The organism is Streptomyces longhuiensis (assembly GCF_020616555.1).
Lineage (GTDB): Bacteria > Actinomycetota > Actinomycetes > Streptomycetales > Streptomycetaceae > Streptomyces > Streptomyces longhuiensis.
In genome coordinates this window covers 8,346,436-8,372,367 of sequence record NZ_CP085173.1, presented here as the reverse complement: position 1 = coordinate 8,372,367, position 25,932 = coordinate 8,346,436, and the positions used below count along the sequence as shown (strand labels likewise).

Below are 25,932 nucleotides of genomic sequence, written 5' to 3'. Positions count from 1 at the left end.
GACGACGGCGCGCTGGATGACCCGTACGGCGTACGGCCTCGGGTACCGGAGCGCGGTGAGGTCAGGTGTCCTTGAAGCCGATCGACGCGTGGGTGCCGTCGCAGAACGGCTTGTTGCGCGAGGCGCCGCAGCGGCACAGGGTCACGCGGTTGCGGACCTCGTACGGCGTGCCGTCGGCGGCGGTCACCGGGATGCCGCCGCGCACCCAGATCCCTCCGCTGACGCCTTCCTGCGGGTCCTCGACGATGCCGATGGACGGCGGGAGTTCCGGCTCGACGGGGCGCCGCTCTGCGAGGTTCCAGGCGACGAGGCGCCCTGAGGGACAGTCGCCCGTCTCCCGTTCCACGACGTCGGCGGTGCCCTGCTCCTCGACGAGGTTCCACACCTGCCCGTCCGCGTCGCAGAACCGCGCGAAGGCGCACAGGGGCTGGGCGTCGGTGAGGGTGAGCTCGGGTCCGTCCTGCTCGTCGGCCTGCTCCAGATAGGGCAGCCGGCTCGCGGTCTCGGTGCCGTCGAACCCGGCCCGCTCATGACTGCCGTCGCAGAACGGCTTGTTCGCGGACTGCCCGCAGCGGCACAGCTCGTACGTCTCCTCGGTGTCGTACGTGCGCTGCTGCCACCACTCGACGGACTGGCCCCGCGCGTCGGTGACGATGACCAGCTGGATGAGGGGGACTCCGCCGGTGACGAGGTACGGCCCGTCCTCCGAGACGCGTACGCCCCGCGCCGAGGCGGAGTGCGGGGCGGCGTCCTGCGCGTCCGGCATGAGGGGTCCTTCCTGATCCGTGCGGCGGCCCCCTGTTCCAGCCTTGCGGAGGGGGTCGCCGGGCGCCACAGGAATGGGCCCGCGCTCGTGCGACCGCGGCCTCGGTCCCGGAGGGTCCGCCTCCCTGGGTATGAGGCGGACCTGTCACGGCGCCCCCGTAGGATTCACGCTTTGCGACAGACGCGAACCCAGGGGGCGGACCGTGAGCAGCGGATCGCGGAGCACGCGGGCGCGGACGGAATCCGGGCATGGCTTCGGCGGCCGGAACCGGCCCGCGAAGGTGAGCGTTTCCTTCGCGGGCTTCGGCGTCGCGTCGCTCGCCAACTTCTCCACCGGCATCGCCTGGCTGCACCCCGGCGTCTTCGTCGGCATGGCCGTGCTGAGCGCCCTGATCGCCGTCCCGGCCGGCCACGTCGGCCGCTTTCGCGGGCGCCGCCTCGACGGCGAGGGGCGCGGGACGGCGCTCCTCGGCATCGTGGTCAGCTGGCTGCTGCTGTTCGTGTGCGCCCTGGCCGTGCTCGCCTACATCGGCCTGATCGCGGGCCTGGCGTTCCTCGCGGACGCGTTCTGACCCTGCGCGTTGTGGCCCTGCGTGTTCTGGCCCTGCGCGTTCTGACCCTGCGTGTTCCGGCCCCGCGCCCGGCGCCGGGCGCGGGTCACCGGCGTCCGGCCTGGAGCAGGTAGTGGTCCGACAGGTTGGTGTACGTGTAGCTCGTGCCCCAACTGCTCACGGTCCAGGGCGCGGTGGTCTCCTTGACCACGTCGTTGACCCATCCGGCCGGCCGCGCGTGGCCCTGGACGTGCAAGACGTAGTCCAGGTCCTCCTTGGGCTCGCCCGGGTAGCGGTAGCTCGCGATCGAGTTCGCCTCGGTGTCGAACGAGTACGGGTGCCCGGTCCGCGAGTCGGCCCCGACGAATCCACCGTCGGCGAGCATGGAGGCGTACTCCCCGCCGTGCGAGTCGACGTTGAGATCGCCCGCCACCATGACCTGCTCGCCGGCCGGGATGTGCTTGGCGTCCAGGAAGGACTTGATGGCCTTGAACTGGAGGCTGCGGTCCTTGACCGCCTCACCGGCCCCGCACCCGGAGTCGGTGGACTGGGTGTGCGTCCCGACCACGTGCACCTTCGCGCCGTTCACGTCGAGGACCGCGTAGACGAAGCCCTTGTTGGACCACCAGTCGGAGCCGCAGGCGTCCTTGTAGACGTACTGCTCCTTGTGCACGATCGGCCACTTGCTGAGCAGCGTCACTCCGCCGTCCTCGGGCGTCGTCGACGAGTAGGAGCCGCCGGTGGCGTCCCAGCCGTCCTTGGACCGCCCCACGACGGGGGTCTGGTACGGGTACTGCGCCGCCGCGTTGCTCTTCAGCGCGTCGGACGTGGTGTTGTCGAACGCCTCCTGGAGCACGACGACGTCGTTGCCCTGGAAGAACGGCGCGGCCGGGATGGCCGCCGCCCGGTGCGCCTGACCCCAGTTGGGGTAGAGATTCGTGCTCATCAGGAACGTGTTGTACGTCAGGACCTTTAGCCCGGGCGTGTCGGCGGACGTCGCCGCCGACGCCTGCGGGGCGGTCAGGACCGCGGAGGCGGCGGCGAGGGTGAGGGCGAGGGCGGAACCGGTCGTGCGGCGGGCAACGCGGGACACGTGGCCTCCCGTTTCTTGTGGGGATGCTGTGAGGGACGTGAGCACGCCACATCAAAGCAGCCACAGTTACTTCCGGGTAACCACCGGGTGGCCACTTTCTGCCAGTCCCTTCACCTGAATGCCCTTGCCCCAAGTCCCTTGCCGGTGGTGGCCGTTGACCCGAGAGACCGCGAGCTAGGCCTCGCGCCGCAGCCGCGCCGACAGGTGGTGCTGGAGCGGCATGCCGACGGCCTCGAGGTCGTGGGTGAACGTGAGCGTGCCGTCGTCGGTCAGCGCGTAGCGGCGGCGCGTGGCCTTGACCTCCTTGGCGGTGGGCGTGAGCGCCACCTGATCGGTGGCGAGGTCGACCGTGTTGCCGTCCGCCGTGCCGACGGCGATCTCCGCGATGCCGGTCGGCTGCGTGATCAGCGCCTCCACCCGGCCCTCGGGCTGGAGCCGCCACCAGCCGCTCTCCCGGGCCGACGGCCGCAGCGGCGCACCGTCGGCGTCGAGCAGCCAGGCACGGGCCTCGAAGCGGAGGAACGGCCGGCCGTCGTGGCTGAGAACGACCTCCTGCGCGTACGCGAAGTCCCCTTCGAGCGTGGGGTATCCACCCTGTCCGCGGCCACGCCAGGTGCCGAGCAGGCCCAGCACGGGCGTCAGCAGCGGATGCGGCGCGGGTGCCTGGTCCGGGCCGGTGCTGTCGGGGTACGGGTGGGCCGGTGCGGGGTCGTACACAGTGCGCGCTCCTGAGGTCGTGGCCGGTGCCTCGTGAAGCCTAGGGCGTCCCCCCAGGTGGCGCCCGCACGTGCCCATCGAACGTTTGTCGTCGACGTGTTTGATCTTCTGGATCTTCTGGGAGCCGGGCCGCCTCGGCGGACACGGCGCCGCGCCGCTGAGCGGGCCATAGCTCTTTGTCGCCAAGTCGACCGTGCCCGCCCGTCCTGATCGTCCGCTCGACGTAATCGCCCGCGCACCCTGTTCGGGTCGGCCCGCTCCAGGCATGATCGTCACCGTCGCCCACCCGTCGGCGGTGACCGGGGCCGACGGGATTCCCGGACCCGGAGCCCCTCTTGCGCCAGCCCAATGTCGTACTGATCTGTGTGGACCAGTGGAGGGGCGACTGCCTCTCCGCCGCGGGCCACCCCGACGTCCACACCCCTCACCTGGACGAACTCGCGGGCGAAGGCGTGCGTTTCGACCGCGCCTACTCCGCGACGCCGACCTGTGTTCCCGCCCGCGTGGCCCTCTTCACCGGCCAGTCGCAGGAGCGGCACGGCCGGGTCGGCTACCGCGAGGGGGTGCCCTTCGAGCAGGTCCACCCGGTGACGCTGCCGGGCGAGTTCCGGCGCGGCGGGTACCAGACGCAGGCCGTCGGCAAGATGCACGTCTTCCCGGAGCGCGCCCGCCTCGGCTTCGACGACGTGCGGCTGCACGACGGCTATCTGCACTACGCGCGCAGGCGTCACAGCCGTAACTTCGAGTTCTTCGACGACTACGTGCCCTGGCTGCGCCGCCAGCCGGGGATGACGCCGGCCGCCGACTACGCGGACCACGGCGTCAGCTGCAACTCCATCGTCGCGCGCCCCTGGGACAAGGCCGAGGCGCTCCATCCGACGACGTGGGCGGTGACCGAGGCGATCGAGTGGCTGCCGCGCCGGGACCCCACCAAGCCGTTCTTCCTCTATCTGTCGTTCCACCGGCCGCACCATCCGTACGACCCGCCCGAGTGGGCCTTCGACCAGTACATGGCGCTCGACCCGTACGAACCCGTGGTCGGCGACTGGGTCGACGCCTACGCGCCGTACCGCAAGGACGGCTGTCACGAGGCGGCCGTCGGCGTGATCGATCCGGGGCTGGTCCACCGGGCACGGGCGGGCTACTACGGGCACATGGCGCATATCGACCTGCAGATAAAGCGCTTCCGCGAGGCGCTGGTCGAGGCGGGTCTCGGCGACGACACGATGTTCTGTTTCGTGTCGGACCACGGCGAGATGATGGGCGACCACCACATGTTCCGCAAGGCACTCGGCTTCGAGGGCTCGGCGCGGGTGCCGATCCTGATGAACCTCCCACCGTCGATGCGCGGCGGCGCGGGCGGTTCGGTGGCCGACGAGGTCGTGGAGCTGCGCGACGTGATGCCGACGCTGCTCGAGGCGGCGGGACTTCCGGTGCCGGACAGTGTCGACGGGCGCAGCCTGCTGCCGTTCCTGCGCGGTGAACGCCCGGACGACTGGCGGGAGTACCTGCACGGCGAGCACACCTATCTGGGGCAGTCCCTTCAGTGGGTGACCGACGGGCGGCACAAGTATCTGTGGATGTCGGGCGACGGGCACGAGCAGCTCTTCGACCTCGCCGAGGATCCGAAGGAGTTGGTGAACCTGGCGCGGCGGCCCGAGCATGCCGCGCTGCTGGAGCGCTGGCGCGGACGGCTGATCGATTCGCTGCGCGAGCGCGAGGAGGGCTTCGTGGACGGCGGCGAACTGGTGACGGGCCGGCCGGTGGTCACCGAGCTGCGGCACACCCGGGAGCGCATCGCCGCCGCGACCGGGGTCGGCTGACCCCCGGCCCACCGATCGCGGCGGCTCCCCCGTAGCGGAGATCAGGCGAACCGCACGCCGAGCCCGCCGTCCACGGCCCACTCCGCCCCGGTGACGAAGGACGCCGCGTCGGACGCGAGGAAGCAGACCACTTCGGCGACCTCCTCGGGGGTGCCGATGCGGCCCAGCGGATGGACGTCGAGCGCCTTGCGCTCGGCGTCCCGGTCCGGGTTCCGGTCGAAGTACTCGTCGACCAGGGCCGTCCTGATGTAACCGGGGCTGACCGCGTTGACCCGTACGCCGTGAGGCGCGACCTCCAGGGCCATCGAGCGGGTCAGTCCGACGAGCCCGGACTTGGCCGCCGCGTACGGGTACATGCCGGCGCAGGTCAGCTTCGCGTGCAGGGACGCGATGTTCACGATCGCCCCGCCACCCCGATCGATCATCGACGGCAGGGTGTGCTTCGCGCACAGGAAGGCCGCCTTCAGGTCGACGTCGAAGACCTGGTCCCACTCGGCCTCGGTCATCGCGACCGGGTCGGCGTAGACGTTGCGCCCGGCGTTGTTGACCAGGATGTCGACCGGTCCGAGCGCGGCGGCCACGTCGTTCACGGCGTCGGCGACCGACCGCCCGTCCGTGACGTCGACCCGGCGGAAGGCCACGCGGGCCCCCTTGCCGGCGAGTTCGTCGCGCAGCGCCGCTCCGGCCGCCTCGTCCAGGTCGAGGAACGCCACAGCAGCGTCCTCGCGCACAGCCGTCTCGACGACCGCCCGGCCGATGCCGCGCGCCCCGCCCGTCACCAGGACCACCCGGTCCGCCAACCGTCCCATCGCCACTCCTCGTTCGCTCCGCCTGCCAGGACGCTCGCCCGGCTCTTGCCAGCCCTTGACAGCTTAGCTGCTAAGTAGCGAGTCTAGGTGTCGCCCGCGCCCCCGGCCGGGCCCCGAGACCGAAGGTGCGAACGAGTGACCTCACGCTATGTGCTCCGCCTCCAGGTGGATCCGGCCGACGATCCGAAGCAGGCCGGCGACAGGCTGCTGGCCCTGGCGCGGGCGGCGCGGGCCGAGGAGATCTGCGTATTCCTCTTCGGCCTGGAGTTCAACGACGGCCACGAGAGCCTCGACCGCGTCGCGCACTGGCTCGCGGCCACGCGGCCGTGGCGCACCCGGCTCCGCGCCGAAGGCGTCGCCGTGAGCCTCAACCCCGGCCACACCGTGGGCCACAGCGACTGGGCCCGCTCGCTCGATCCCGACCAGACGTGGCAGACGATGACCGACCAGCACGGGACGGCCGCGGCCGTGCAGGTGTGCCCGCTGGATCCGGCCTGGCGCGCGTACTTCGCGCAGACCCTGCGCCTCTACGCCGCCGAGGACGTCGACACGGTGTGGATCGAGGACGACATCCGGCTGCACAACCACCGCCCGCTCGACTGGGGCGGCTGCTTCTGCCCGCTCCACCTGACCGAGTTCGCCCGCCGCACCGGGATCACCACGACGCGGGAGGAACTGGTCGCGGCCTGCACCGCGCCCGGCGACCCACATCCGTGGCGGGAGCGGTGGCTCGACTTCTGGGACACCACCCAGCGCGAACTCCTCGCGTCCTGGCGGGAGATCCTCGGGGACCGGCTCGGCCTGATGTCCTCGCGCACGGACTCCCACGCCGCCGAGGGGCGCGACTGGCATGCCTGGCTCGACCTCCCCACCGTGCACCGGCCGCACTTCTGGGGCTACTCCGACGGCGCCGGACCCGAACTGCCGCGTGCGATCCAGCAGTTGGACATGCAGCGCGCGGCACAGCCCGCCGGCCTGCGCAGCTTCCCCGAGATCGAGTGCTGGCCCTACGGACAGTGGAACAAGTCCTTCCGCCAGACGGGCGCGCAGATGTCCCTGGCCCACATCCTCGGCAGCGACGGCCTCGCGATCAGCCTCTACGACTTCCTCGGCAACCACCCCGACGACGAACCCCGCCGCGCCGCCTTCCTCGCGCAGTGGCGGGACACCTTCGACTGGCTGTCGGAGACGTTCCCCAAGTCCTTCCGTACGGTCGGCGTCGGGCTGCCCTGGTCGCAGCGGACCGGCAGGCGCACCCACACGGAGCGTGCGGGCTGGCAGTCGCTCGTCGTCCCGCACGGCTCATGGGCCGGACTGCTCGGCGCCGCGGGCCACTCGGTCACCGCCCGGGGCGGAGCGAGCGTCAACGCCCTTTCGGGGGAAGCGGCTCGGGCCTTCGAGGACGCCGAACTGCGCGAGTGGCTCAGCCAGGGGCTCCTGCTCGACTCGGTGGCGGCCCGGATCCTCTTCGAGCGCGGCCACGGCCCGCTGATCGGCGTGACCGGGGCGCGGCCGTCCCCCGAGGGCCACTCCCGCGAGATCTGCACCGACCCCGAGTTCTCCCTGCGCCCCGGCTGCGCGATCTCCCTGGACGCCGAGAGCTACGACCGCTCCGCCGTGGTCGCGTTCGACCCGGCGCCGGACGCGCGCGTCGCCAGCATCGTCCGCGACCAGCTCGACCGTGAGAGGGGCAGCGGGCTCGTCCTGTACGAGAACGCGCTGGGCGGCCGGGTCGCCGTCACACCCTGGCCCGCGCACACCCCCGGCACGACCTTCATGAACGCGCAGCGCGAGGCCCAGTTGGGCGCCGTGCTCGACTGGCTGTCGCGGGGTGCGCACGCGCGGGCCACCGGGCATCCGTGGCTCGTCACTCAGGCGTTGACCGACGGCACGGACTGGCGCGTCGTGGTGTGGAACGCGTCGCCGGACGAGGCCGACGACTTCCGGCTCCGGCTGCCAAAGGGCATGCCGGAACCGCGCTCGGTGGTCCAGGTGACGGCCCGGGGCGAACGCCTCACCGCGGCCTGGCACGACGGCCGCCCCCTGCTGTCGCGACCGCTCGGGCAGTGGGAGTACGTGGTGCTGAGCAGCGCACACGCCTGATTCCCGCCGTGAGGCCGAAGGTACGCTGGGGCCCGCCCGGCACGTCCCCCGAAGGAGTTCCCACGTGGCAGTGCGCCGCACCACCCTGTTCGATCAGGTCGCCGGCGAGATCGTCGATCTGATCGAGGAGTCGGGGCTCGAACCCGGCGACGACGTGCCGTCGGAGGGCGAACTCGCGGCCAGGTTCGGGGTCAACCGGCTCGCCGTGCGCGAGGCGATCCGGGTGCTGTCCGCCCGCGAGATCCTCGTGTCGAGCCAGGGCCGGCCGGCGAGGGTCAACGTCCCCTCGGCGCGGGTGTTCGGGCAGATCCTCCAATTCCGGCTGCGCCAGCAGTCGTTGGAGGTCGCCGACGTCCTGGACGCGCGCGGCGCGATCGAGGGAGCGCTGGCGTCCCGCGCGGCGGCCCGGGTGGCGTCCGGCGAGGCCTCGACGGACGCGGCCGGCGCCCTGCTCGACGAGATGGAGGACGCCGTCGAGGACCGCGACCGCTTCGTGGCACTCGACCTCGCCTTCCACCACGAGATCGCCCGCATGGCCGGGAACGGCATGCTGGAACTCGTCCTGGAATCCCTCTCGGACATCCTCACCGCGCACCGGCTCGCCAGCTACGAGGGGCGGTCCCGCCGGGGCGACAGCCAGCGGGCCACGATCACGGCCCACCGGCGGATCCTGGCCGCCATCGCATCGGGCACGCCGGAGGAAGCGGTCGCGGCCATGGCGGCCCACCTCGACGAGACCGGCGAGGATCTCGCCGTGTCCTAGGGGCCCTGGGTACGGCCCGACACCTTGTGTCTCACGCGCCCCCGGGAGGCTCCGGCCCCGCCTCCGTGAACTCGCACCACACCGCCTTCCCCTCACCCCGCGGCTCGACGCCCCAGCAGTCGGCGACCGCGTCGACGAGCAGCAGCCCGCGACCCGATGTCGCGGCCTCGCCCGGTGTGCGGCGGCGCGGGAACTCGCTCGACCGGTCCTTGACCCAGAGCCGGACGCGCCGCGCCGGGTCCGGCAGCACTTCGAGGGTGATGACGGCGCCGGCCTCCGTGTGCAGGAGCGCGTTCACCATCAGCTCACCGGCGGCGACCTCCACGTCGTCCGCCACCGCGGCGAATCCCCAGTCCTCCAGGGCCCCTCGCAGCGCTGTGCGGGTCTCGGCGAGCCCCTGGGGGTCGGCGGGGTGGAGGTACTGGTGGATGCGCGGCGCGAACGGGGTGCCCGGGTCGAGGTCCCGGCGCAGGACGAGCAGCGCCACGTCGTCGGCGCTCGGCCTGATCCGCGACACGCGCTCCGACAGGTGGTCGGCGATGGCGCCCGCCTGGACCGGCCCGTCGCGCACCGCTTCGGTCAGGGCCGTCACGCCCGCCGCGATGTCGCCCCCCGGATGCTCGACGAGGCCGTCCGTGAACAGGACGAACGCCTCGCCGGGCAGCAGGTCGAGCCGCGTCTCGGGGTACTCCTCCTGCTCGAACTCCGTGGCCAGGCCCAGCGGGAGCCCGCCGCGCACCCGCGGGGTGCTGACGCGGCCGTCCGCGTGCCGCAGCATCGGTTCCATGTGTCCGGCCCTGATGGCCCGTACGTCTCCGGTGGCGGGGTCGACCTGGGCGTACGTGCAGGTGGCGAAGCGGTCCGTGTCGAGCTCGGCGAGGAAGCGCGAGGCACGCGCGATGACCGTGGACGGCGGGTGGCCCTCGCCCGCGAAGGCGCGCAGCGCGATGCGCAACTGGCCCATGACGGCGGCGGCCTGGGTGTCGTGCCCCTCGACGTCACCGACGACTATCCCGATCCTGCGTCGGGGCAGCGGGATCACGTCGTACCAGTCGCCGCCCACCTGCCGGCCGCTGCCCGCGGCGTGGTAGCGGGCGGCGATCTCGACACCCGGGAACTTGGGGATGTGCTGGGGCAACATGGTCGACTGGAGGCCCGTCGCGAATTCGCGTTCGCCGTCGAAGAGGATGGCCCGCTGCAGGGACCGGGCGACGATGCCCGCGAGGCCGAGGCACAGGTCACGGTCCTCGGCCGTGAACTCGTCCCGCCCCCGGAACAGCAGCGCGAGGCCCCCGACGGAGCGGGCCCGGGCGACGAGCGGCAGGAACGCGGCGGCGTCCAGCTCGAGGCGTTTCACGTACGGACCGAGACGCGGGAAGGTGTCGGCGAGTTCGCGCAGGGAGGTCACGAAGCGCGGGCGCTGGGTGAACACCGCCTCGGCGAGGGGCAGCGACTCGTCGATGCGGTGCAGCTTCAGTTCTTCGAGTTCGGACGTCGATTCGCCTGCCACGGCGACGAGTTGGAGCGCGTCGCCCTTGACGAGGCCGAGTACGAGTCCGTCCGCGCCGAAGAGTTCGAGCCCGCCCTCGCCGGTGAGGACGGCGGTCACGTCCGCCACCGTCATGGCCCGGGACAGGGCGTCGGCGGTGCCTTGGAGGACGGTGGTCATCCGCTGCCACCCCGCGAGCTGTACGGGGGTGGTCATGGCGAGCTGGACGCGGTCCGCGTCGGCGTCGCGCACGATGCCGACCACGCTCCGCGGTGTGCCGTGCTCGTCCCTGAGGACCCGGCCGCGCATATGGGTCCACTGCTCCCGGCCGTCGCGGCGCCGGACGCGGAAGTAGGCGCCGAAGGAGGAACGTCCCGCGTGGATCTCCGACATCACGGCGGCGCCCAGCCGGGCGCCCTCCTCGGGGGCGACGCGCGACAGCAGGGACTCGGGCCGGCCGTCGTACTCGTCGGGTTCGATGTCGTACACGGCGAGGCCCGCCGCGTCGAGCTCGAAGGTCCCCTCCGGCAGGTCCCACTCGAAGGTGCCCACGCGGTTCAGGGCAAGGCGCTCCCCCAGGCCTATCTCCGCCCTGCGCCTTCCTGCCATGCGTTCGCTCCGGGAGAAGTGAGCCGGGACCCCGGTCAGCCGGCCGGGCCGGTAGCCCTCCCGTGTTCCGTCCAGCCCCGCGCCGTCCACGACGGGAACCCTCCGAGCATAGCTTTGGGGCCTTTGTCCCGCATATCCGGGCCGGATCCCGCGGGCACACCCCCTCCCATTGCTTAACGGTCGTTCAATCGGCGCGATCGGCGAGCTCCTTGCGCAGGACACGCTTGAGGATCTTGCCGCTGGGGTTGCGGGGCAGCTCCGCCACGAAGTGGACGACCCGCGGCTTCTTGTACGAGGCGATGCGCTCACGCGTGAAGTCGATGAGGTCCTGCGCGGTGACCGCGTCCGTCCCGGGCCGCAGCACGACGGCGGCGGTGACGGCCTCGCCCCACTTCTCGTCGGGGGTTCCGAAGACGGCGACGTCCAGCACGGCGGCGTGCTCGGCGAGGGCCGACTCGACCTCGACCGGGTACACGTTCTCACCGCCCGTGATCACCATGTCCTTCATCCGGTCGGTGATGAACAGATAGCCGTCCTCGTCGAGATAGCCCGCGTCGCCGGTCCTGAGCCAGCCGTCCGCGGTGAACAGCGCCTCGTTCTCCTCGGGCCGCTTCCAGTAGCCCGGAGTGACCTGGTGGGAGCGGGTGAGGATCTCACCCACCACTCCCGGCGCCACATGATCGCCCGTGACCGGGTCGGCGATGGCCACCTCGACCTCGGGCCACACGTTGCCCGCCGAACGCAGGAGCGCGGAGCGCGGACCGTCCACGACGTGGTCCTCGGGCAGCAGCCGCACGGCGGAGCCGGTCGTCTCGGTCAGGCCGTACTTCTGGTAGAAGCCGCAGCCGAAGACCTCCATGGAGCGGCGCAGCAGGGCGGGCGTGATGGGCGAAGCCCCGTAGACGATCAACTGGAGCGCGGAGAAGTCGCGTTCGTGGATGTCGGGCAGCGCCGTGAGGAGATGGAGTATGGCCGGCACGAAGAACGTGTGCGTGACGTGGTGGCGCTCCATGAGCTCGACCACGACGGACGGCACGAGGTCGGGTACCAGTACCGTGTGGGCGCCCGCGGCGAGCGCGTTCACGAGCCAGCCGGTACCGGCGATGTGGAAGACGGGCATGACGTTCAGGGAGACGGAGGCGGTCGTCCAGCCCATCTCGCGCAGCTGGGCTTCGCCCGCGCTGCAGTTGTTCAGCGTGAGCTGGACGCCCTTGGGCAGCCCGGTGGTGCCCGAGGTGTACAGCTGGAGGAAGACCGCGTCCTCGCTCCCGGCACCCGGATCGGCGTCACCCGCCGCGGCCAGCCACCTCTCGTACGTGTACTCACCCGCGTCCGCGCCACTCTCGGTGACGAGGGTGATGCCGGGCAGAGCGGCCCGCACCGCGCGGGCGCCGGGCAGGAATTCGGTCTGGGTCAGGACGATCCCGAGTTCGGCGTCCTGGGCGACCGCGACGAGTTCGGACTCGGTGAGGCGCCAGTTCAGCGGGGTGGCGACGAGCCCCGCCTTGGCGCAGCCCATCAGGAGTTCGGCGGAGAGGATGCCGGGGCGGACGAGGTAGCCGACGTGCGTGCCCTGGGGCAGGCCCACGGCAAGAAGGGCCCGCGCGACACGGTTGCCACGCCGGTCGAGCTCGGCGTAGGTCAGCGTCCGGGAACCTTCGGTGACGGCGGGGGCGCCGGGGGTGAGCGCGGCGTGCTGTCGTACGGCGTCGGGCAGGAACGGGCCCATGCGGGAGTCCTCCATCGGCGTCGGCTTCGGCGAGTGGTCGCAGGACGGGCGCGGATCGTGAGCATCGCGGCCCCGGGGCACGGCGTCAATGCGTCGAACGCACGCAAGCGGGCACCGTCCGGGTGACGGCTAGCTCGGGCCCTGCCGATCGAGCCGTCGCGGCGGCAGTCGGAGGCACTCGCCGGTGACGCGGGCCAGGGCTATTCCCTAGTCCGCAGCAGCGCCTCCTGGACCACCGACGCGACGAGCCGCCCCTCCCGGTCCCAGAACTCGCCGTACGCCAGGGTGCGCCCGTCGCCCGCGAGGCGGCTGCGGCAGGCGTACAGGAGCCAGGTGTCGGCACGGAAGGGCCGGTGGAACCACATGGCGTGGTCCAGCGAGGCGAGCACGACACCGACCGGCCGCGGTTCGCCGTACGGCACGAGGGCCGTGGGGGCGAGGGGCGCGTCGGAGATGTACGCGAGGGCGCAGGCATGCAGCGCGGGGTCGTCGGGGAGCGCGCCGACCGTGCGGAACCAGGCGAAGCGCTCGATCTCCCCCAGCTCGATCTCCCCCTCGTCCGGCCCGACAGCGTCCGGCACCTGCCGGCACTCCACCGCCGTACGCAGCGGATGCGTCGCCGGACGGAACGCGAAGCCGTCGTCGAGGCCTTCGGGGCCGGGGACGTCCGGCATGCCGGGCTGGCGTCGGCTCCCCTCCGGCTGCGGCAGTTTGAAGGACACGCTCATCGTGAGCGCCTCCTTGCCGCCCTGCGTGGCGCTCACCTGGCGCACGGAGTAGCTGCGCCCGTCCCGGACCACGTCGGACGCGTACCTCGTGGGACGTTCGGGCGAGACGGCGCGCAGGAAGTAGGCGTGCAGGGAGTGCACGGAGCGGTCGTCCTCGACGGTGCGGTACGCCGCGGCAAGGGCCTGGCCCACGACCGCTCCTCCATAGGCGCGCTCCTGCGCGCGGCCGCCGTGGCAGTACCCCTCGAAGACGCCCGACCCGACGTCGTCCAGGGCGAGGCGCTCACCCTTGCCGAGGGGGCCGAAGGGCTGCGCCTGGTCCAGAACTCCGTTGATCATTCGTTAAGTGTGTAGGCCATGCACCCGCCTGTCCACCCTCCATGATCAACGCGGCTGCCACGTCCCGACCGGGACGTGGCAGGGCGGACGAATTGGAGCGGACGGCTTCGCTGATGCGACCGCTGTGCCGGAACCGAAGCGGGGTCAGGGCCGCCGGCCCGGTGCCGTCCTCAGCTTGTAGGTGATCTTGGCGTCGGCCACGGTCCCGCCGTTGCGGGCGGTGACGGTGAACTTGCTGGTTCCCGCGGCGGTGGGGATGCCGGTGATTCCTCCGGTGTCCTTGTTGAGAGTCAGTCCACGCGGAAGGCTGCCGGAGGTGACCTCGTAGCGGAGGGTCCGCGGAGTACTCGACGTCACCTTGAACTGGTAGAGGACACCGGCCTGCGCTGCCGGCGGTTCCGGCGTGCTGAAGCCCGGAGCCGGAGCCGTGACCTGCTGCGGCTCGCCGACCGGCTGACCGGACGGGCCCATCTCCTGCAGAGTCCACTCCTGATGCGGCGTGACCTCCGTCAGATGCCAGAACCTGCCCTCGGCACCCAGTTCCTTCTTCTGCGCGGGCGTGAAGGCACCCGCGGCGCGTGCGGACTCCCACGTCTTGACGGCGCGCAGGAGCGCGTCGGTGTTCGATCCGGTCGCGAGGGTCTGCACGGTGGTCTCGAAGTTGATGCCGGCGTCGAGGGAGGCCGCGCGCGCCATGGTGACCTCGATCGACTGCACCGTGGTGGAGCCGGACAGTCCCTGCTGGCCGAGCATCCCGGGCAGATGGTTGGCACGGTAGAAGGTGTTGCTGCGCTTGAGCTGCGCGTAGTCCGTCCTGCCGATCTCGCCCCAGCTGGCCCGGGACTGAGCGTCCCATGTGTTGGAGGCGAGGTTGCTGCACTCGGTGATGAACTCCTTGGAGTCCAGCTGCCGGTGGACGCCGTTGACCAGGTGCGCGAAGCCGTAGCCGCCCCAGCCGTTGTAGCCCGCCGACTCCAGGCCGTCGTAGGACGTGGCCCGGACACCGGTGTCGTTGTACGCGCCGGCCAGTCGGGACGCGATCTCGTCGATGATCGGCAGACCGCCGATCGCTCCGCCGTAGCCGTTCTGGATGAGCCGGGCGGCACTGGTGCCCGCCGGGTAGGACTGCGCGGTCGAGCTCCACTGCGCCCGGGCCAGGCCGTCGACCTGCCACTCGCCGTCGCCGATCCGGGTGACGGTGCCGTACGTCAGGAACTCGTCGCCGATGCGCAGCCGTTGTCCGTCGACGCCGGGGCCCAGCGGTTTGCCCGCGTCGACGTACAGCGTGGTGTCCGAGGTGCCGAGCGCGCGGGTCAGCCTGGCCTTGCCTCCGGTGGCGAGACGCGGGTCGGCCGGCGCCTTCACGTACGGGTCGTGGGCGTCTATGAAGTCGGAGAGGGTGTGGACACCGACTTCGATGCCTTCCTTCGACGCTGTCGCGACCAACTGCGCGGCCGCCGCGTCCGATCCGCCGAAGGAGCTGTTGAACTGGTAGTGCCCGTGCGACGCCCACGGTCCGTCGCCGGTGATCGCGTAGATGTTCCTGACCCCGGCCTGCGTGGCGTACCGGCTGGCAGCCGTGACGTTGGTGGTGTTGAGGTCGTGGACCCAGAAGTGGGACTGCGAGGTGCGATGGGCGGCCTTCTGCCACTGGCCGTCGAGCGTCGGATAGGCCTGGCCGTGCTGCTGGGCGATCTGGCTGAGCACCGTCAGCGCGAGGTCCGAGTCGCTGCCGAACAGCGCGATCTTCGACCCGACGATCCGGCCCTCCGGCGCGGGGAGCGGGCCGAGCGGGATCTCGTATCCGTTGGTGCGCTGCCGGGTCCGCACCCGGCTGTAGTCATAGGTGGTGGCGCGCAGGACGCTGCCCCAGCTCGTCTTCGCGGCGACGTTGCTCGCCAGCCACTCGTCCTTCTCGCCGGTCTGCAGACCGTACGGATTCCAGATGAGGTCGGGGCCGAACCCGTACGCCAGGTGCTCGTTCGGCCAGCCGCCCACGGTCTTGTCGTTGAGCGGACGGACACCGAGGGCGAAGCGTCCGTCGTCGACCACGCCGACCGTCTCGCCGATAGTCCGCGTGATCACCGTCGGCAGCGGGCCCCACAGCAGGGTCTGTACGTCCACGCCCGGCGCGGCCGTCACACCGACGACCTCGAGCGTGCAGTACGTGGGACAGGTGATCACCTTCACCGCGATCGTGACCCGCGCGCCGGTGAACTCCAGGACCCGGCGGTCGCGCGGTGAGACCTTCACCTGGGAGGGAACCTCGTGCTTGCCGTCGGCCACCACGCTGACCAGCGGCACCGAAGTGTCCGCCGCCAGATGGTCGGTGCCGGTGCGCAGATCCACCAGGCCGCTCACCCGGCCCGAACCACTCACCGCCATCGACAGGGATCCGGCGACGATCCGCCGCGGGTCGGACGCCTCGCTGTCGGCGGTCCGCGCCGCTTGGGCGGGAGTTGCGGTCAGCCCCACCGCAGTGATCGAACTCAGGCCGCCTGCGACCAGGAAACTACGTCTGTCCATGGTTCCTCCTCGGTGGAGCGCATCTTGACGACGAGTGCACGCGCGACGGCATCCCTATAGTTCGTACTCTTCCGGCACGGGAACGGACCAGGAGCCCTGAGAGGTCGGCACTCCAGCAGGCTCATCGACGCGGAAATATCCGTTGTTACCGGGCAGTTGATCAGCGCGAGCGCGTCCTAGCGTGCCGGGGAGCCATAGAGGGAGTCAAGATTTAATTCAGATCTATCTGCGACAGAGAGTCAGCGATAGATCAGCTTCATCCCTTGACATGTTTGTGAAGACGCTTCGATACTCGGAGCGCGCCCGACGGGTGAACGCACGTGTGAGCAGGGGCCGTTGAGAGCCGTGGAGCTCCGACAAGGGTCCGAACCACGTAACAGATTCGGTAGTCGGCAGACGGTCCGGGACGGGAAGAGACGCATGACACGCAATCCGATGCTTCTGAGAACTGCCGCACTGGCAGGCGCTTTCGTCCTGGCCGGGTGCACGGCCGGCGGCGGTGGGGAGAGTGCGTCGTCCGGCGACAAGGTCACGCTGACCTTCCTCACGTTCGAGACACCCAACCTCGACGCGAAGTACTGGGACGCGGCGATCGCCCGCGCCTCGAAGAAGGTCCCCGGAGTGACCATCAAGAAGCTCGTGTCCCCCAGCGCGGACCGCACCGGATACGCGAAACAGCTGGACGGCACGGGACAGTTCCCGGATGTCATGATCGGGCTGAACCCCGCCGGGTTCGCCGAGTCGGGCAAGTTGGCCGCGTGGTCGGACAAGGAGCTGGCGCCGTACGCCGAGCCGCACGCCAACACGTACGGCGGCAAGGTGTTCCAGCTTCCGTACGCGGCCCAGGGCACTTTCGTCTACTACAACAAGAAGGACTTCGCCGAGGCCGGTGTCGACGCCCCGCCCCGGACCTACCGTGAACTGCTGGACGCCGGCGCCAAATTGAAGGCGAAGGGAATCAACCCGTTCGTGGTCGGCGGTGGGGGCAAGGATTCCTGGGCGGACATGTTCCCGTTGATCTGCACGGTGGCCACCGATGTGTACAAGGGGCAGCCCGACTGGCTGTCACAACGCAGCGCGGGCAAGGTCAAGTTCACCGACCGGGCCTTCGTCGCCGCCGCACGGAAGGTGGCCCACCTGGCCGACAAGGGCTATATGGACCGGGCGGGGCTCTCGCGCTCCTACGCGGACACCGAGCAGGCTTTCCGCGACGGCAAGGGCGCCATGTATCCGATGGGCAGCTGGTTCGCCGCGTCGGCCGATGCGAAGAAGCCCGGATTCGACACGGGTGTGTTCGCCTGGCCCACCGACAACGGCGCGCCGGCTCTCCCCGGAGTCACCGGCGGTGGGATGACGGTGAGTTCGAAGGCACCGGATGTGGCGTTGGCCAAGAAATGGGCGAAAGCCTTCATGGAAGACGAGAAGAACCTCGACGCCGCCGTCAAGTCCGATGCGCTCATCATCGCCATCAAGGGTTACAAGGCACCGGCGAACATGGGGCCCGTCTACAAGGAGACGGCGGCAACGTACGCCAAGGCCCAGAAGGAGGACGGAATCGTCAACTCCTTCTCCCAGGAGACCGGTGACGGCTCGATGCCTCCGGGGCTCGCCGACAAGGCCGCGGCAGGTGTGCAGAAACTGCTCAGCGGGCGTATGACGGCGCGGGAATTCGGCGCCTACATGGATGAGCAGTGGGAAAAGGCCACCCGGTAATGCGAACCCGCACCCACGTCCGCCCGGAACGTTCTGCCGTCGAGCTCGCAAGACGGGAGGACGTGGCGGAAGGGCAGAACCCCGTCGCGCCGAAACAGTCTCCGGAACCGGGCCGGCGAGCACATACGCGAGACAGACTCGGCCGCTTCGGCCTGTTCGCGGCCCCGGGCCTGCTGGTCTACCTGGCCCTGGTCCTCGTCCCGATCGCCATCGCGACCGGCTACAGCCTCACCGACAAGAACCCTTTCCATCCTCCGACCCGATGGGTGGGCCTGGACAATTTCGCGGGCCTGGCCTCCGACGGCGAATTCTTCACCGCGCTGCGCAACACCGTGGTCGTCACCGTCATCGTGACCGTGGTGACCAATGCGGGCGGACTGGCCATCGCGCTGCTGCTCGACCGGCGCGGCTGGCTCTACAACGCTCTGCGCAGCGTGTTCTTCGTGCCGGTCGTCCTCAGCGCTGTCGTGGTCAGCGTCATCTGGCAGGCGATCCTCGTCGACGACGGGCTGCTCAACTCCCTGCTGAAACAGCTGGGGATGGACCATCCACCGGGCTGGCTCTCCGACCCGAGCCTCGCTCTCTACACGGTTTCCTGGGTCATCGCCTGGCAAGGGCTCGGCTTCTGCGTGGTGATCTACCTGGCCGGACTCCAGGGAATTCCGCAGGAGTTGCACGAAGCGGCGGAGATCGACGGCTGCGGACCCCTGATGCGGTTCCGCCATGTCACGTGGCCGATGCTCGCGCCCGCCGTCACGATCAACACGGTGATGTCGCTGATCGGCGGCTTCAAGGCGTACGACCAGGTCCAGGTCCTCACCAACGGCGGGCCCGGCCCCGGCACCACGTCCACCCTTGCCTTCCAGGTGATCCAGACCGCCTTCATGGGCAACCACATCGGCTACGCCTCGGCCATGGCCGTCGTGATGCTCGTCGTGGTGGCGGCCGTCTCGGTCGTCGCGCTCAGGCTGCTGCAACAACGCGAGGTGTCCTCCTGATGACGACTGCGCCCAAGGCCCGGCTGCGTCCGCTCGCCGCGTCACTCGCCGGCCTGCTCTTCTTCCTGCCGATCTACATCGTGCTGGTCAACGTGCTCAAGAACGGTTCGTCGATCGTGTCGAACCCCGTGGGGCTGCCCTTCCCGCCGACCTTGGACAACATCGACAATGTGCTGTCCCGACCGGACCATCTGTTCTGGTACGGGCTGGTCAACAGCACGGAGGTCACCGTGATCTCCATCCTCGTCGTCACGGTGATCTCGGCCATGCTCGGGCACTACCTCGCACGGTCGACCGGCACCCTCGCCAAGGTCGCCATGGTCGTGCTGCTGTGCGGCCTCATGGTGCCGCCGGCCGTCATTCTCACGCCCATCACCGAAGTGCTCCGCGCCGTCGGCCTGATGAGCACGGTGCCCGGTCTGATCCTGGCCTACGTCGGCTACTACATGCCGTTCGGAGTGTTCGTCTTCGCCGGGTTCGTCAAGACGATCCCCCGCGAACTCGAAGAGGCGGCGGCCCTCGACGGCGCGGGGGCGTTCCGGACCTTCTGGCAGGTCGTCTTCCCTCTGATGCGACCGGCATCGGCCAGCGTGCTGATCTTCCTCGGTGTCTGGATCTGGAACGACTTCCTCAACCCGCTGATCATCCTGGGACCGGCCGCCGGCACCACGGTGACGGTCGGGATCTACCGCGCCATCGGCGAGCACCAGGCGGACTTCGGCTCGGTCTTCGCCCTCATGTTCCTCGCGACGCTGCCCATCCTCATCTTCTACCTGGCCTTCCAGAAGCAGTTCGTGAAAGGCCTCACGGGCGGGGCGACCAAGGGCTGAGCGACCTCAACACCCCACATTCCAAAGGCACTTCGGCCGAGGAGTTCGAGATCCCGTTGACGGCCGTGGCCCTGCGTTTCCCGCTCGGCCATCCGGTCGTCCGCGGTGTCCTGCTCGGGGCACACAGCGCGGCAGAGGCCAGGGACGCCGCCGAGATGATGCGCCACAGGGTCCCGCCCGGGCTTGCGGAGCGCTCTCGCTCTCTGTTCGCACGGGTTGCTGCCTCATGACACGCCCGTGCCCGGCCCGCGCGCTGCGCCGTGAGCGTCTTCGTAGGCGCGGGCCGGGCTCCTCGTGCGCGGCACGGCCCTGGTGCACCGTCAGCTCTGCCGCGCACGCAGCTGGGTCGGCGCGGGTCACCAGCCCGGCTGGTCGAATCCGATGCCGGGGGCGGTCGGCGCGTGCACCTGTCCGTCGGCTGCCACCGACGGTTCACGCACGACGGGATTGGTGTACACGAGGGACTCGTAGTAGGTGGTGTTGGGTATCGCCATGCACAGATGGGCGTTGACGACTCCGCTCCCGTGCACCTCGGCCCGCAGCTGGTAGCTCTCGGCGAGGTGCGCGATGCGCAGCGCGCCCGTGATGCCGCCCTTGTACTGGGCACTCGTCCTGACCCGGTCCGCCGCGCCGGCCGCGATGAAGTCGCCGACGTTCATGTGCGCGCCGTCCGAGGTCTCCGCGACCAACAGCGGTACGTCGACCCGCTCCGCCAGCCAGCGGTAGGCGGTCACGCTGAACTCCCGCATCGGCTCCTCGTACCACAGGTACCCCGCCTCACCGAGAGCGCGGCCGACGTAGACGGAGTCGGCGAGGTCGAACCCCGCCGAGCCGTCGTACATCAGAGGGATGTCGTCGCCGACGTGCGCCCGCAGCTTCTGGCACAGAGCCGCGTCCGCCTTCGGGTCCCCCCAGCCGTGCAGTTTGATGGCGGCGTACCCCAGCTCCAGGCATTGATCGGACACATCGAGGTACTCCTCGACACTGCCGAAGGTGACGGTGCTCGCATAGGCGGGTATGGCCTCGCGGTATGCGCCCAGCAACCGGTGGACGGGCTGTCCCGCCGCCCTGCCCGCCAGGTCCCACAGCGCCACGTCGACCAGGCCCAGGGCGTAGATCGGCAGCTCCTCGATCCGGTCCAGCTCCCACAGGCGCTGCCACAGCAGTTCGCGCATCAGCGGATCGCGGCCGATCAGGTCGTCCCGGATGCGGCGGCCGACCAGGTCGGCGACGATCACCCCGCGTCGCGTGTGGGCCTCGCCCACCAGACCCTCGTCGGTGTGGACGCGCAGGATCGCGCCCACCGTCGCCGGCTCGGAGCCCGGCAGCCCGGCCCGCCATCGGAAGGCCGGCTGCGCGGGCAGGTCGACGAGCTCCACAGAAACATCGGTGATTCGCATACATGTCCTTCACGGCAAGGGCCATGGCAATGGCTGGAGTTGGTCGTGGGGGCGTGGGGACCGTGGTGGAGATGGCGGGCCCCAGGTTCCGACGCTCTGACCTCACTCCACCACATGTTTCCGATACATCAGAGTTTCGGCGGCCAGTGAAGCACAACAACCTTCTGGACGCCAGAGGCCCATGACCGCAGACCATTCAGCGTCAATTTCGGCTCGGAGCAGGGGACTTGGACGGTCACCCGGAGACCCCGCCCGGACGCGGCCGACCTCCGGAACCAGGGCACGGCTGTCGCAGAGCTGGTATGTATCGGATCCATCCGTCGCGCGTCGCACGCGAGGGACGGGACAACCGGTCCTGCAGTCACCAGGGGGCTGCGGCGACTCCCACGGAGGAGGCAACGCTATTGCTTGCGGCAGGCCCTGGCAGGGCGGGGCGGATTCTGGGGCTGTGCGGCCCTGGCGTCAAGAGGGTGGCTGTGATTCACTGACCGCCAAGCGTCTGATGTATCGGAAACATGCGACGGGGTGAGGTCAGGGCGTGAAGACCGGGGGCCTCAAGAGGGAAGCGAGGGACCGGCGTTGAGCCAGACAGAGAGCGCGGCCGGGAGCACGGCCGGGAAGACGGCCGCGTCGGGGGCCGCGGGCGGTGGCGCGTACCGGCCGGGCTACGAGGTCGCGGCCGAGCGCATCCTCGAGTACGTGGTGCGGGCCGGGCTGCAGCCCGGCGACCGGCTGCCCACCGAGAAGGACCTGGCCGACGAGGTCGGCATGTCCCGCACCGTGGTCCGCGAAGCGGTGAAGATCCTCTCCGCCCTCGGCCGACTGTCCGTGCAGAAGGGACGCGGCATCTACGTCGCCGAACCCGAACACTCCTCCTGGCAGCGGTCCCTGGCCAACTTCCTGCCCGCGGACCTGCACCAGGTCGACGAACTCTTCGAATTCCGACGCCACTTGGAGACCACCACCGCTCAGCTGGCGGCCCAGCGCGCCACCCCCGCCCAGGTGAAAGCCGTCCGCGAAGCGGCCCACCGGTCCACCCAGGCCGCGCACGACAACGACATCGACGCCTTCACCCTCGCCGACGAGGCCTTCCACACCGCCATCGCCACGGCCGCCGCCAACACCTTCTACACGGCCACCGTCGACGCCGTACGACGCCTGCAACGGCAGGTCACCACCATCGGCCTGGCCGGACTCGCCGGTGGCTCCCTTCAGGTGGCCGCCACCCAGCACGAGGCCATCGCCGCAGCCATCACCGCCGGCGAACCCACCGACGCGCAGACCCTCATGGCCGAGCACATCGACATGACCGCCCAGCAGTTCCAGCGCGAGATCTGGCGCCGCGTCATCCCCCATGACGACACTCACACCCCGCGCTCCGAGTCATAGCCGCCGGGAGAACCGGCTCAGCGCACCCTTCCCCGGGGCTTGAGCGGTACTGCGGGGAGCTCGGGTGCGGCCAGCGGACCGCCGTCGTATCCCTTCACCTCCCCGAACCTCGACCCGCTCATCCAGTCCTCCCGGGCCTGGGTGATGTCGTCCTGCGATCTGCCGATGAAGTTCCACCACATGATCAGCTCCTCGTCGAACGGCTCGCCGCCGAGGAGCATGAGGGACGCGTCCGACGCGGCGCGCAGGGGGAGTTCGGTGCGGCCACAGCCCAGGTAGAGCATGGAGCCGGGCAGGACCGGGACGCCGTCGACGTGGGCCTCGCCCGACATGGACAGGACCGCGTACTCGAAGTCCGGCTCGAGCGGGACGCTGACATCCGCGCCGCGCGTGAGGCTGAGGTCCGCTCCGACGATGGGCGTGTACGTCGTGCCGGGCGACACGGCGCCGTCGAGCTCGCCGAGGATCAGGGTCGCGCTCAGGCCGGGGGCCGTGACCTCGGGCAGATCGGCGTGGTGCTCGAAGCGCGGCTCCGTGTGGCGGTGACTGTCCGGCAGCGCGACCCACAGCTGCGCGCCGTGCAGAAGGCGGGCGTGCGGGCGCGGGCTCTCCTCGGAGTGGCTGATGGCACGCCCGGACGTCATGAGTCCCAGCTCGCGGGGCCTGATCGTCTGGAGGCTGCCCGTGGAGTCGCGGTGCAGGACCTCCCCCTCGTGCAGCCAGCTCACCGTCTGCAGGCCCATGTGGGGGTGGGGCGGCACCTGCATGCCGGGTTCGTCGGCGATGTCGTCGGGCCCGTAGTGATCGACGAAGGCCCAGGCGCCGACCATGCGGCGGCCGAGGTTCGGAAGCAGCCTGCGGACCTCGGTGGACTCGCCGAGCTTCACGCGCCGGGGGGAGAGGAGTTCACGTACGGGCTCCGCCACGACGAAGCCCCGGCCGCCGCACATGGTCGGCACCGCCTCGCGATCAAGATTGCTCATGGCTCACAACCTAGACCCGTCCGGGCCGTCCCGTCAGGCACGCGTACGGGTGGACCCGCGCGCTCACCAGGACGGAATATGCGCCGGGTCCGTGCCGTTGAGAGCGGTCGAGGAGGCACCAGTGGTGAACACGACCAACTACTACACGCAGGGCACCCCGGCGGAGCGCTGGGAGCGCGCGCGGAAGTTCTTCGACGCCAAGGAGTACACGCTCGCGGCGCAGATCCTCGACGACCTGGTCGCCGAGATCCCCGAGCAGGTGGCGGCGCGGCTGCTGCTGGCCCGCGCGTACTACCACTCGGCCCAGCTGGGCCGTGCCGAGGCCGAACTGCGCACGGTCGTCGAGCGTGATCCGGTCGAGCACTACGCCCGTCTGATGCTGGGGCGCACCCTGGAGCGCCAGGGCCGTCACGAGGAGGCAGGACCGCATCTGCGGATGGCTGCCGCGTTCGCGGGCGACTTCGGCGATGCCTGAGCCGCACGGCACGGGACGCGTGAGCCGCACGGCACGGGACGCGTGAGCCGTACGGCAGGGGACGCCTGAGCCGTACGGCACGGGGCACCTGAGCCCTACGGCACGGGACGCCTGAGCCGTACGGAGGGGACGCCTGAGCCGTACGGCAGGGGTCGGCCGCTGGGCCGGTCGGCCCCGACTCGGCCGCGCCACGGCCCCGCCCCCGGCCCCGCTGATCTGCGCCTCCGCTAGCCTGGCGGCACGATGAGCAACCGTTTCGAGACGTCATGGGGCGAGTTCGACCTCGCCCGCTTCCCCGAGGATCCCCGCGACACGCTGCGCGCATGGGATGCCGCGGACGAGTACCTGCTGCGGCATCTCGCCGACAGCGCCGCCGATCTGTCGGGGTCGGTGGTCGTGATCGGCGACCGGTGGGGCGCCCTCGCCACGTCCCTGGCCCGGCACTGCGACCGGCCGACCGCGATCTCCGACTCGTACCTCGGGCAGCGCGCGACCCGCGCCAACCTCGACCGGGCCGGCTTCGACGAGAACGCGGTACGGCTGCTGACCACCCAGGACACCCCGCCGGAGCGCGTGGACGTACTGCTCGTGCGCGTCCCCAAGAGCCTGGCGCTGCTCGAGGACCAGCTGCACCGCATCGCGCCCGCCGTCCACGACGGCACCGTGGTGATCGGGACCGGCATGGTCAAGGAGATCCACACCTCGACGCTGAAGCTGTTCGAGCGGATCATCGGCCCGACCCGCACGTCCCTCGCCGAGAAGAAGGCGCGGCTCATCTTCACGACGCCGTTCCCGGCGCTCGCGCGGCCGCGGAACCCGTGGCCGCACACATACGCCCTGCCCGACGGGGTCGGCCCCGTGTCGGGCCGGACCGTCACCAACCACGCCGGTGTGTTCTGCGCCGAGCGCCTCGACATCGGCACCCGGTTCCTGCTCCAACACCTACCCCGCAGCGAGGGCGCCGAGCGCGTCGTGGACCTGGGCTGCGGCAACGGCGTCGTCGGTACGGCCATGGCGCTGGAGAACCCGCGCGCGGAGATCGTGTTCACGGACGAGTCGTTCCAGGCGGTGGCGTCGGCCGAGGCGACCTACCGGGCGAACATCGACCCCACCGAACACCCCGAGGCGAGGGCGGAGTTCCTCGTGGGCGACGGTCTCGCGGAGCTGCCCGCGGGCAGTGCGGACCTCGTCCTGAACAATCCGCCGTTCCACTCGCACCAGGCGACGACCGCCGCCACGGCCATGCGCATGTTCTCCGACGCGCGGGACGCGCTGCGTCCGGGCGGTGAACTGTGGGTCATCGGCAATCGCCACCTCGGCTACCACGTGAAGCTGCGGCGCCTGTTCGGCAACAGTGAACTCATCGCCAGCGACCCGAAGTTCGTGGTCCTGCGCGCCGTCAAGAAGGAACGCGAGACGCGTCCGTAGTCGTGCCGTGCGCCGCCAGGGGGTGGACGAGCGGGCCTGGCGCGTCTCGGCACATTGCAAAGAGGGGGCTCAACCCGTGACCAGTCGCGTCACCTTGATCACTGCCGCCACGAGCCGGGCTCTGCGGGAGGCCCGGTTCGACGACGGGTGCCCGCTCGACGCGAGCGCCGCGGCACGTGCGCGGGCGGCGGCCGGTTCCCTTCCCGCGGCCGACCGGCTGTTGGTGTCCCCCACCGTGCGCTGCCGGGAGACGGCGGAGGCCCTCGGCCTCGATGCCGTCGAGGAGCCGGAGCTGGCCGGGCTGGACGTAGGCCGTTGGCGGGGCCTGACCCTCGACGAGGTGAGCGCCGAGGACCCGGCCGGCATCGCGCTCTGGCTCTCCGACCTCGGCGCCACGCCGCACGGCGGGGAGTCCGTACGTGCGCTGTGCGAACGGGTCGCGCGCCGGCTGGACGCGTCGGCGGAATTCGACGGACGGACACTCGCCGTGGTGGAGCCGGAGGTGGTGCGGGCCGTGGCCGTCAAGATCCTCGACGTGCCCGGGTCGGCGTTCTGGCGGCTCGACGTACCGCCCCTGACGGCGACCGACGTCAGCGGGCGCTCCGGGCGCTGGAACCTTCGGCTCGGACGACCGCTGGGCCCGTCGGAGGACGGCGCCGGGGGCTGACCCGT

General features: G+C 70.7%; 21 protein-coding genes. 11 read left to right on the top strand and 10 right to left on the bottom strand.

All coding sequences use genetic code 11. The annotated features are described in order from the left end of the window. Positions 1-61: 61 nt before the first annotated feature. Positions 62-766: a CDGSH iron-sulfur domain-containing protein gene (locus tag LGI35_RS38140; protein ID WP_227298988.1), complete on the bottom strand. Its 705-nt coding sequence runs from the start codon at positions 764-766 to the stop codon at positions 62-64. A 202-nt stretch (positions 767-968) separates the two neighbouring features. Here LGI35_RS38140 and LGI35_RS38135 point away from each other — a divergent pair, with 202 nt between their 5' ends. Next, positions 969-1,337, top strand: coding sequence for a hypothetical protein (locus LGI35_RS38135; RefSeq protein ID WP_227298987.1), 369 nt, complete (start codon positions 969-971; stop codon positions 1,335-1,337). Between the two features lie 85 nt (positions 1,338-1,422). Here the strand turns inward: LGI35_RS38135 and sph are convergent, their stop codons facing one another. Together sph and LGI35_RS38125 are read right to left on the bottom strand one after the other, a co-directional pair. Next, complete coding sequence (sph, locus tag LGI35_RS38130) at positions 1,423-2,409, bottom strand: sphingomyelin phosphodiesterase (protein WP_227298986.1); 987 nt, start codon at positions 2,407-2,409, stop codon at positions 1,423-1,425. A gap of 174 nt (positions 2,410-2,583) precedes the next feature. Continuing rightward, a complete protein-coding gene (locus tag LGI35_RS38125) occupies positions 2,584-3,126 on the bottom strand; it encodes a nitrobindin family protein (protein ID WP_227298985.1) in 543 nt (180 codons plus the stop codon). Between the two features lie 335 nt (positions 3,127-3,461). Between LGI35_RS38125 and LGI35_RS38120 the strand changes: the two genes are divergently transcribed. Next, complete coding sequence (locus LGI35_RS38120; RefSeq protein WP_227298984.1) at positions 3,462-4,949, top strand: arylsulfatase; 1,488 nt, start codon at positions 3,462-3,464, stop codon at positions 4,947-4,949. A 41-nt stretch (positions 4,950-4,990) separates the two neighbouring features. Here the strand turns inward: LGI35_RS38120 and LGI35_RS38115 are convergent, their stop codons facing one another. Continuing rightward, positions 4,991-5,758, bottom strand: coding sequence for a glucose 1-dehydrogenase (locus tag LGI35_RS38115; protein ID WP_227298983.1), 768 nt, complete (start codon positions 5,756-5,758; stop codon positions 4,991-4,993). A 135-nt stretch (positions 5,759-5,893) separates the two neighbouring features. On the opposite strand from LGI35_RS38115, the gene LGI35_RS38110 reads away from it, so the two are divergent. Both LGI35_RS38110 and LGI35_RS38105 read left to right on the top strand, forming a co-directional pair. Further along, entirely contained in the window at positions 5,894-7,861 is a 1,968-nt protein-coding gene (locus LGI35_RS38110) for a hypothetical protein (RefSeq protein WP_227298982.1), read from the top strand. A gap of 64 nt (positions 7,862-7,925) precedes the next feature. After that, positions 7,926-8,624: a FadR/GntR family transcriptional regulator gene (locus LGI35_RS38105; RefSeq protein WP_227298981.1), complete on the top strand. Its 699-nt coding sequence runs from the start codon at positions 7,926-7,928 to the stop codon at positions 8,622-8,624. Positions 8,625-8,655: 31 nt separating this feature from the next. On the opposite strand, the gene LGI35_RS38100 is transcribed toward LGI35_RS38105, so the two are convergent. The 4 genes from LGI35_RS38100 to LGI35_RS38085 all read right to left on the bottom strand — a co-directional run bounded on the left by LGI35_RS38100 (position 8,656) and on the right by LGI35_RS38085 (position 16,044). Next, a complete protein-coding gene (locus tag LGI35_RS38100) occupies positions 8,656-10,722 on the bottom strand; it encodes a SpoIIE family protein phosphatase (RefSeq protein ID WP_227298980.1) in 2,067 nt (688 codons plus the stop codon). Positions 10,723-10,906: 184 nt separating this feature from the next. Further along, entirely contained in the window at positions 10,907-12,451 is a 1,545-nt protein-coding gene (locus tag LGI35_RS38095; protein WP_227298979.1) for a long-chain-fatty-acid--CoA ligase, read from the bottom strand. A gap of 200 nt (positions 12,452-12,651) precedes the next feature. Further along, a complete protein-coding gene (locus LGI35_RS38090) occupies positions 12,652-13,518 on the bottom strand; it encodes an acyl-CoA thioesterase (RefSeq protein WP_227298978.1) in 867 nt (288 codons plus the stop codon). Positions 13,519-13,662: 144 nt separating this feature from the next. Further along, complete coding sequence (locus LGI35_RS38085; RefSeq protein WP_227298977.1) at positions 13,663-16,044, bottom strand: Ig domain-containing protein; 2,382 nt, start codon at positions 16,042-16,044, stop codon at positions 13,663-13,665. A 420-nt stretch (positions 16,045-16,464) separates the two neighbouring features. Here LGI35_RS38085 and LGI35_RS38080 point away from each other — a divergent pair, with 420 nt between their 5' ends. Genes LGI35_RS38080 through LGI35_RS38070 form a run of 3 tightly spaced genes read left to right on the top strand, consistent with a single transcriptional unit; the run spans position 16,465 to position 19,585 of the window. Continuing rightward, on the top strand, positions 16,465-17,757 hold the full coding sequence (locus LGI35_RS38080; RefSeq protein WP_227298976.1) for an ABC transporter substrate-binding protein: 1,293 nt from the start codon (positions 16,465-16,467) through the stop codon (positions 17,755-17,757). After that, positions 17,757-18,755 carry a carbohydrate ABC transporter permease gene (locus LGI35_RS38075; protein ID WP_376694007.1) on the top strand — a complete coding sequence of 333 codons (999 nt, stop codon included), beginning with the start codon at positions 17,757-17,759 and terminating at the stop codon, positions 18,753-18,755. The genes LGI35_RS38080 and LGI35_RS38075 overlap by 1 nt, the downstream gene beginning before the upstream one ends. Continuing rightward, positions 18,755-19,585: a carbohydrate ABC transporter permease gene (locus tag LGI35_RS38070; protein ID WP_227298974.1), complete on the top strand. Its 831-nt coding sequence runs from the start codon at positions 18,755-18,757 to the stop codon at positions 19,583-19,585. Before LGI35_RS38075 ends, LGI35_RS38070 begins: the two co-directional genes overlap by 1 nt. Positions 19,586-19,941: 356 nt before the next feature. On the opposite strand, the gene LGI35_RS38065 is transcribed toward LGI35_RS38070, so the two are convergent. Next, positions 19,942-20,985, bottom strand: a complete 1,044-nt coding sequence (locus LGI35_RS38065; RefSeq protein WP_227298973.1) for an enolase C-terminal domain-like protein — start codon at positions 20,983-20,985, stop codon at positions 19,942-19,944. A gap of 579 nt (positions 20,986-21,564) precedes the next feature. Here LGI35_RS38065 and LGI35_RS38060 point away from each other — a divergent pair. Then, the gene (locus LGI35_RS38060; RefSeq protein WP_227298972.1) at positions 21,565-22,374 is read left to right on the top strand and encodes a FadR/GntR family transcriptional regulator; all 810 of its coding nucleotides are present in this window, start codon (positions 21,565-21,567) and stop codon (positions 22,372-22,374) included. 17 nt (positions 22,375-22,391) lie between these two features. On the opposite strand, the gene LGI35_RS38055 is transcribed toward LGI35_RS38060, so the two are convergent. Next, a complete protein-coding gene (locus LGI35_RS38055; protein ID WP_227298971.1) occupies positions 22,392-23,357 on the bottom strand; it encodes a pirin family protein in 966 nt (321 codons plus the stop codon). Positions 23,358-23,478: 121 nt separating this feature from the next. Between LGI35_RS38055 and LGI35_RS38050 the strand changes: the two genes are divergently transcribed. From LGI35_RS38050 to LGI35_RS38040, 3 genes are all read left to right on the top strand, one after another. After that, complete coding sequence (locus tag LGI35_RS38050; protein WP_227298970.1) at positions 23,479-23,832, top strand: tetratricopeptide repeat protein; 354 nt, start codon at positions 23,479-23,481, stop codon at positions 23,830-23,832. A 243-nt stretch (positions 23,833-24,075) separates the two neighbouring features. Next, positions 24,076-25,260 carry a methyltransferase gene (locus LGI35_RS38045; RefSeq protein ID WP_227298969.1) on the top strand — a complete coding sequence of 395 codons (1,185 nt, stop codon included), beginning with the start codon at positions 24,076-24,078 and terminating at the stop codon, positions 25,258-25,260. 76 nt (positions 25,261-25,336) lie between these two features. Beyond that, on the top strand, positions 25,337-25,927 hold the full coding sequence (locus LGI35_RS38040; RefSeq protein WP_227298968.1) for a histidine phosphatase family protein: 591 nt from the start codon (positions 25,337-25,339) through the stop codon (positions 25,925-25,927). Positions 25,928-25,932 lie beyond the last annotated feature (5 nt).

Bases quoted from the DNA above. Each gene is read 5' to 3' on its own strand.
- LGI35_RS38140 (WP_227298988.1), bottom strand. From the start codon at position 766: ATGCCGGACGCGCAGGACGCCGCCCCGCACTCCGCCTCGGCGCGGGGC.
- LGI35_RS38115 (WP_227298983.1), bottom strand. From the start codon at position 5,758: ATGGGACGGTTGGCGGACCGGGTGGTCCTGGTGACGGGCGGGGCGCGC.
- LGI35_RS38100 (WP_227298980.1), bottom strand. From the start codon at position 10,722: ATGGCAGGAAGGCGCAGGGCGGAGATAGGCCTGGGGGAGCGCCTTGCC.
- LGI35_RS38095 (WP_227298979.1), bottom strand. From the start codon at position 12,451: ATGGGCCCGTTCCTGCCCGACGCCGTACGACAGCACGCCGCGCTCACC.
- LGI35_RS38090 (WP_227298978.1), bottom strand. From the start codon at position 13,518: ATGATCAACGGAGTTCTGGACCAGGCGCAGCCCTTCGGCCCCCTCGGC.
- LGI35_RS38085 (WP_227298977.1), bottom strand. From the start codon at position 16,044: ATGGACAGACGTAGTTTCCTGGTCGCAGGCGGCCTGAGTTCGATCACT.
- LGI35_RS38080 (WP_227298976.1), top strand. From the start codon at position 16,465: ATGACACGCAATCCGATGCTTCTGAGAACTGCCGCACTGGCAGGCGCT.
- LGI35_RS38075 (WP_376694007.1), top strand. From the start codon at position 17,757: ATGCGAACCCGCACCCACGTCCGCCCGGAACGTTCTGCCGTCGAGCTC.
- LGI35_RS38070 (WP_227298974.1), top strand. From the start codon at position 18,755: ATGACGACTGCGCCCAAGGCCCGGCTGCGTCCGCTCGCCGCGTCACTC.
- LGI35_RS38065 (WP_227298973.1), bottom strand. From the start codon at position 20,985: ATGCGAATCACCGATGTTTCTGTGGAGCTCGTCGACCTGCCCGCGCAG.
- LGI35_RS38055 (WP_227298971.1), bottom strand. From the start codon at position 23,357: ATGAGCAATCTTGATCGCGAGGCGGTGCCGACCATGTGCGGCGGCCGG.
- LGI35_RS38045 (WP_227298969.1), top strand. From the start codon at position 24,076: ATGAGCAACCGTTTCGAGACGTCATGGGGCGAGTTCGACCTCGCCCGC.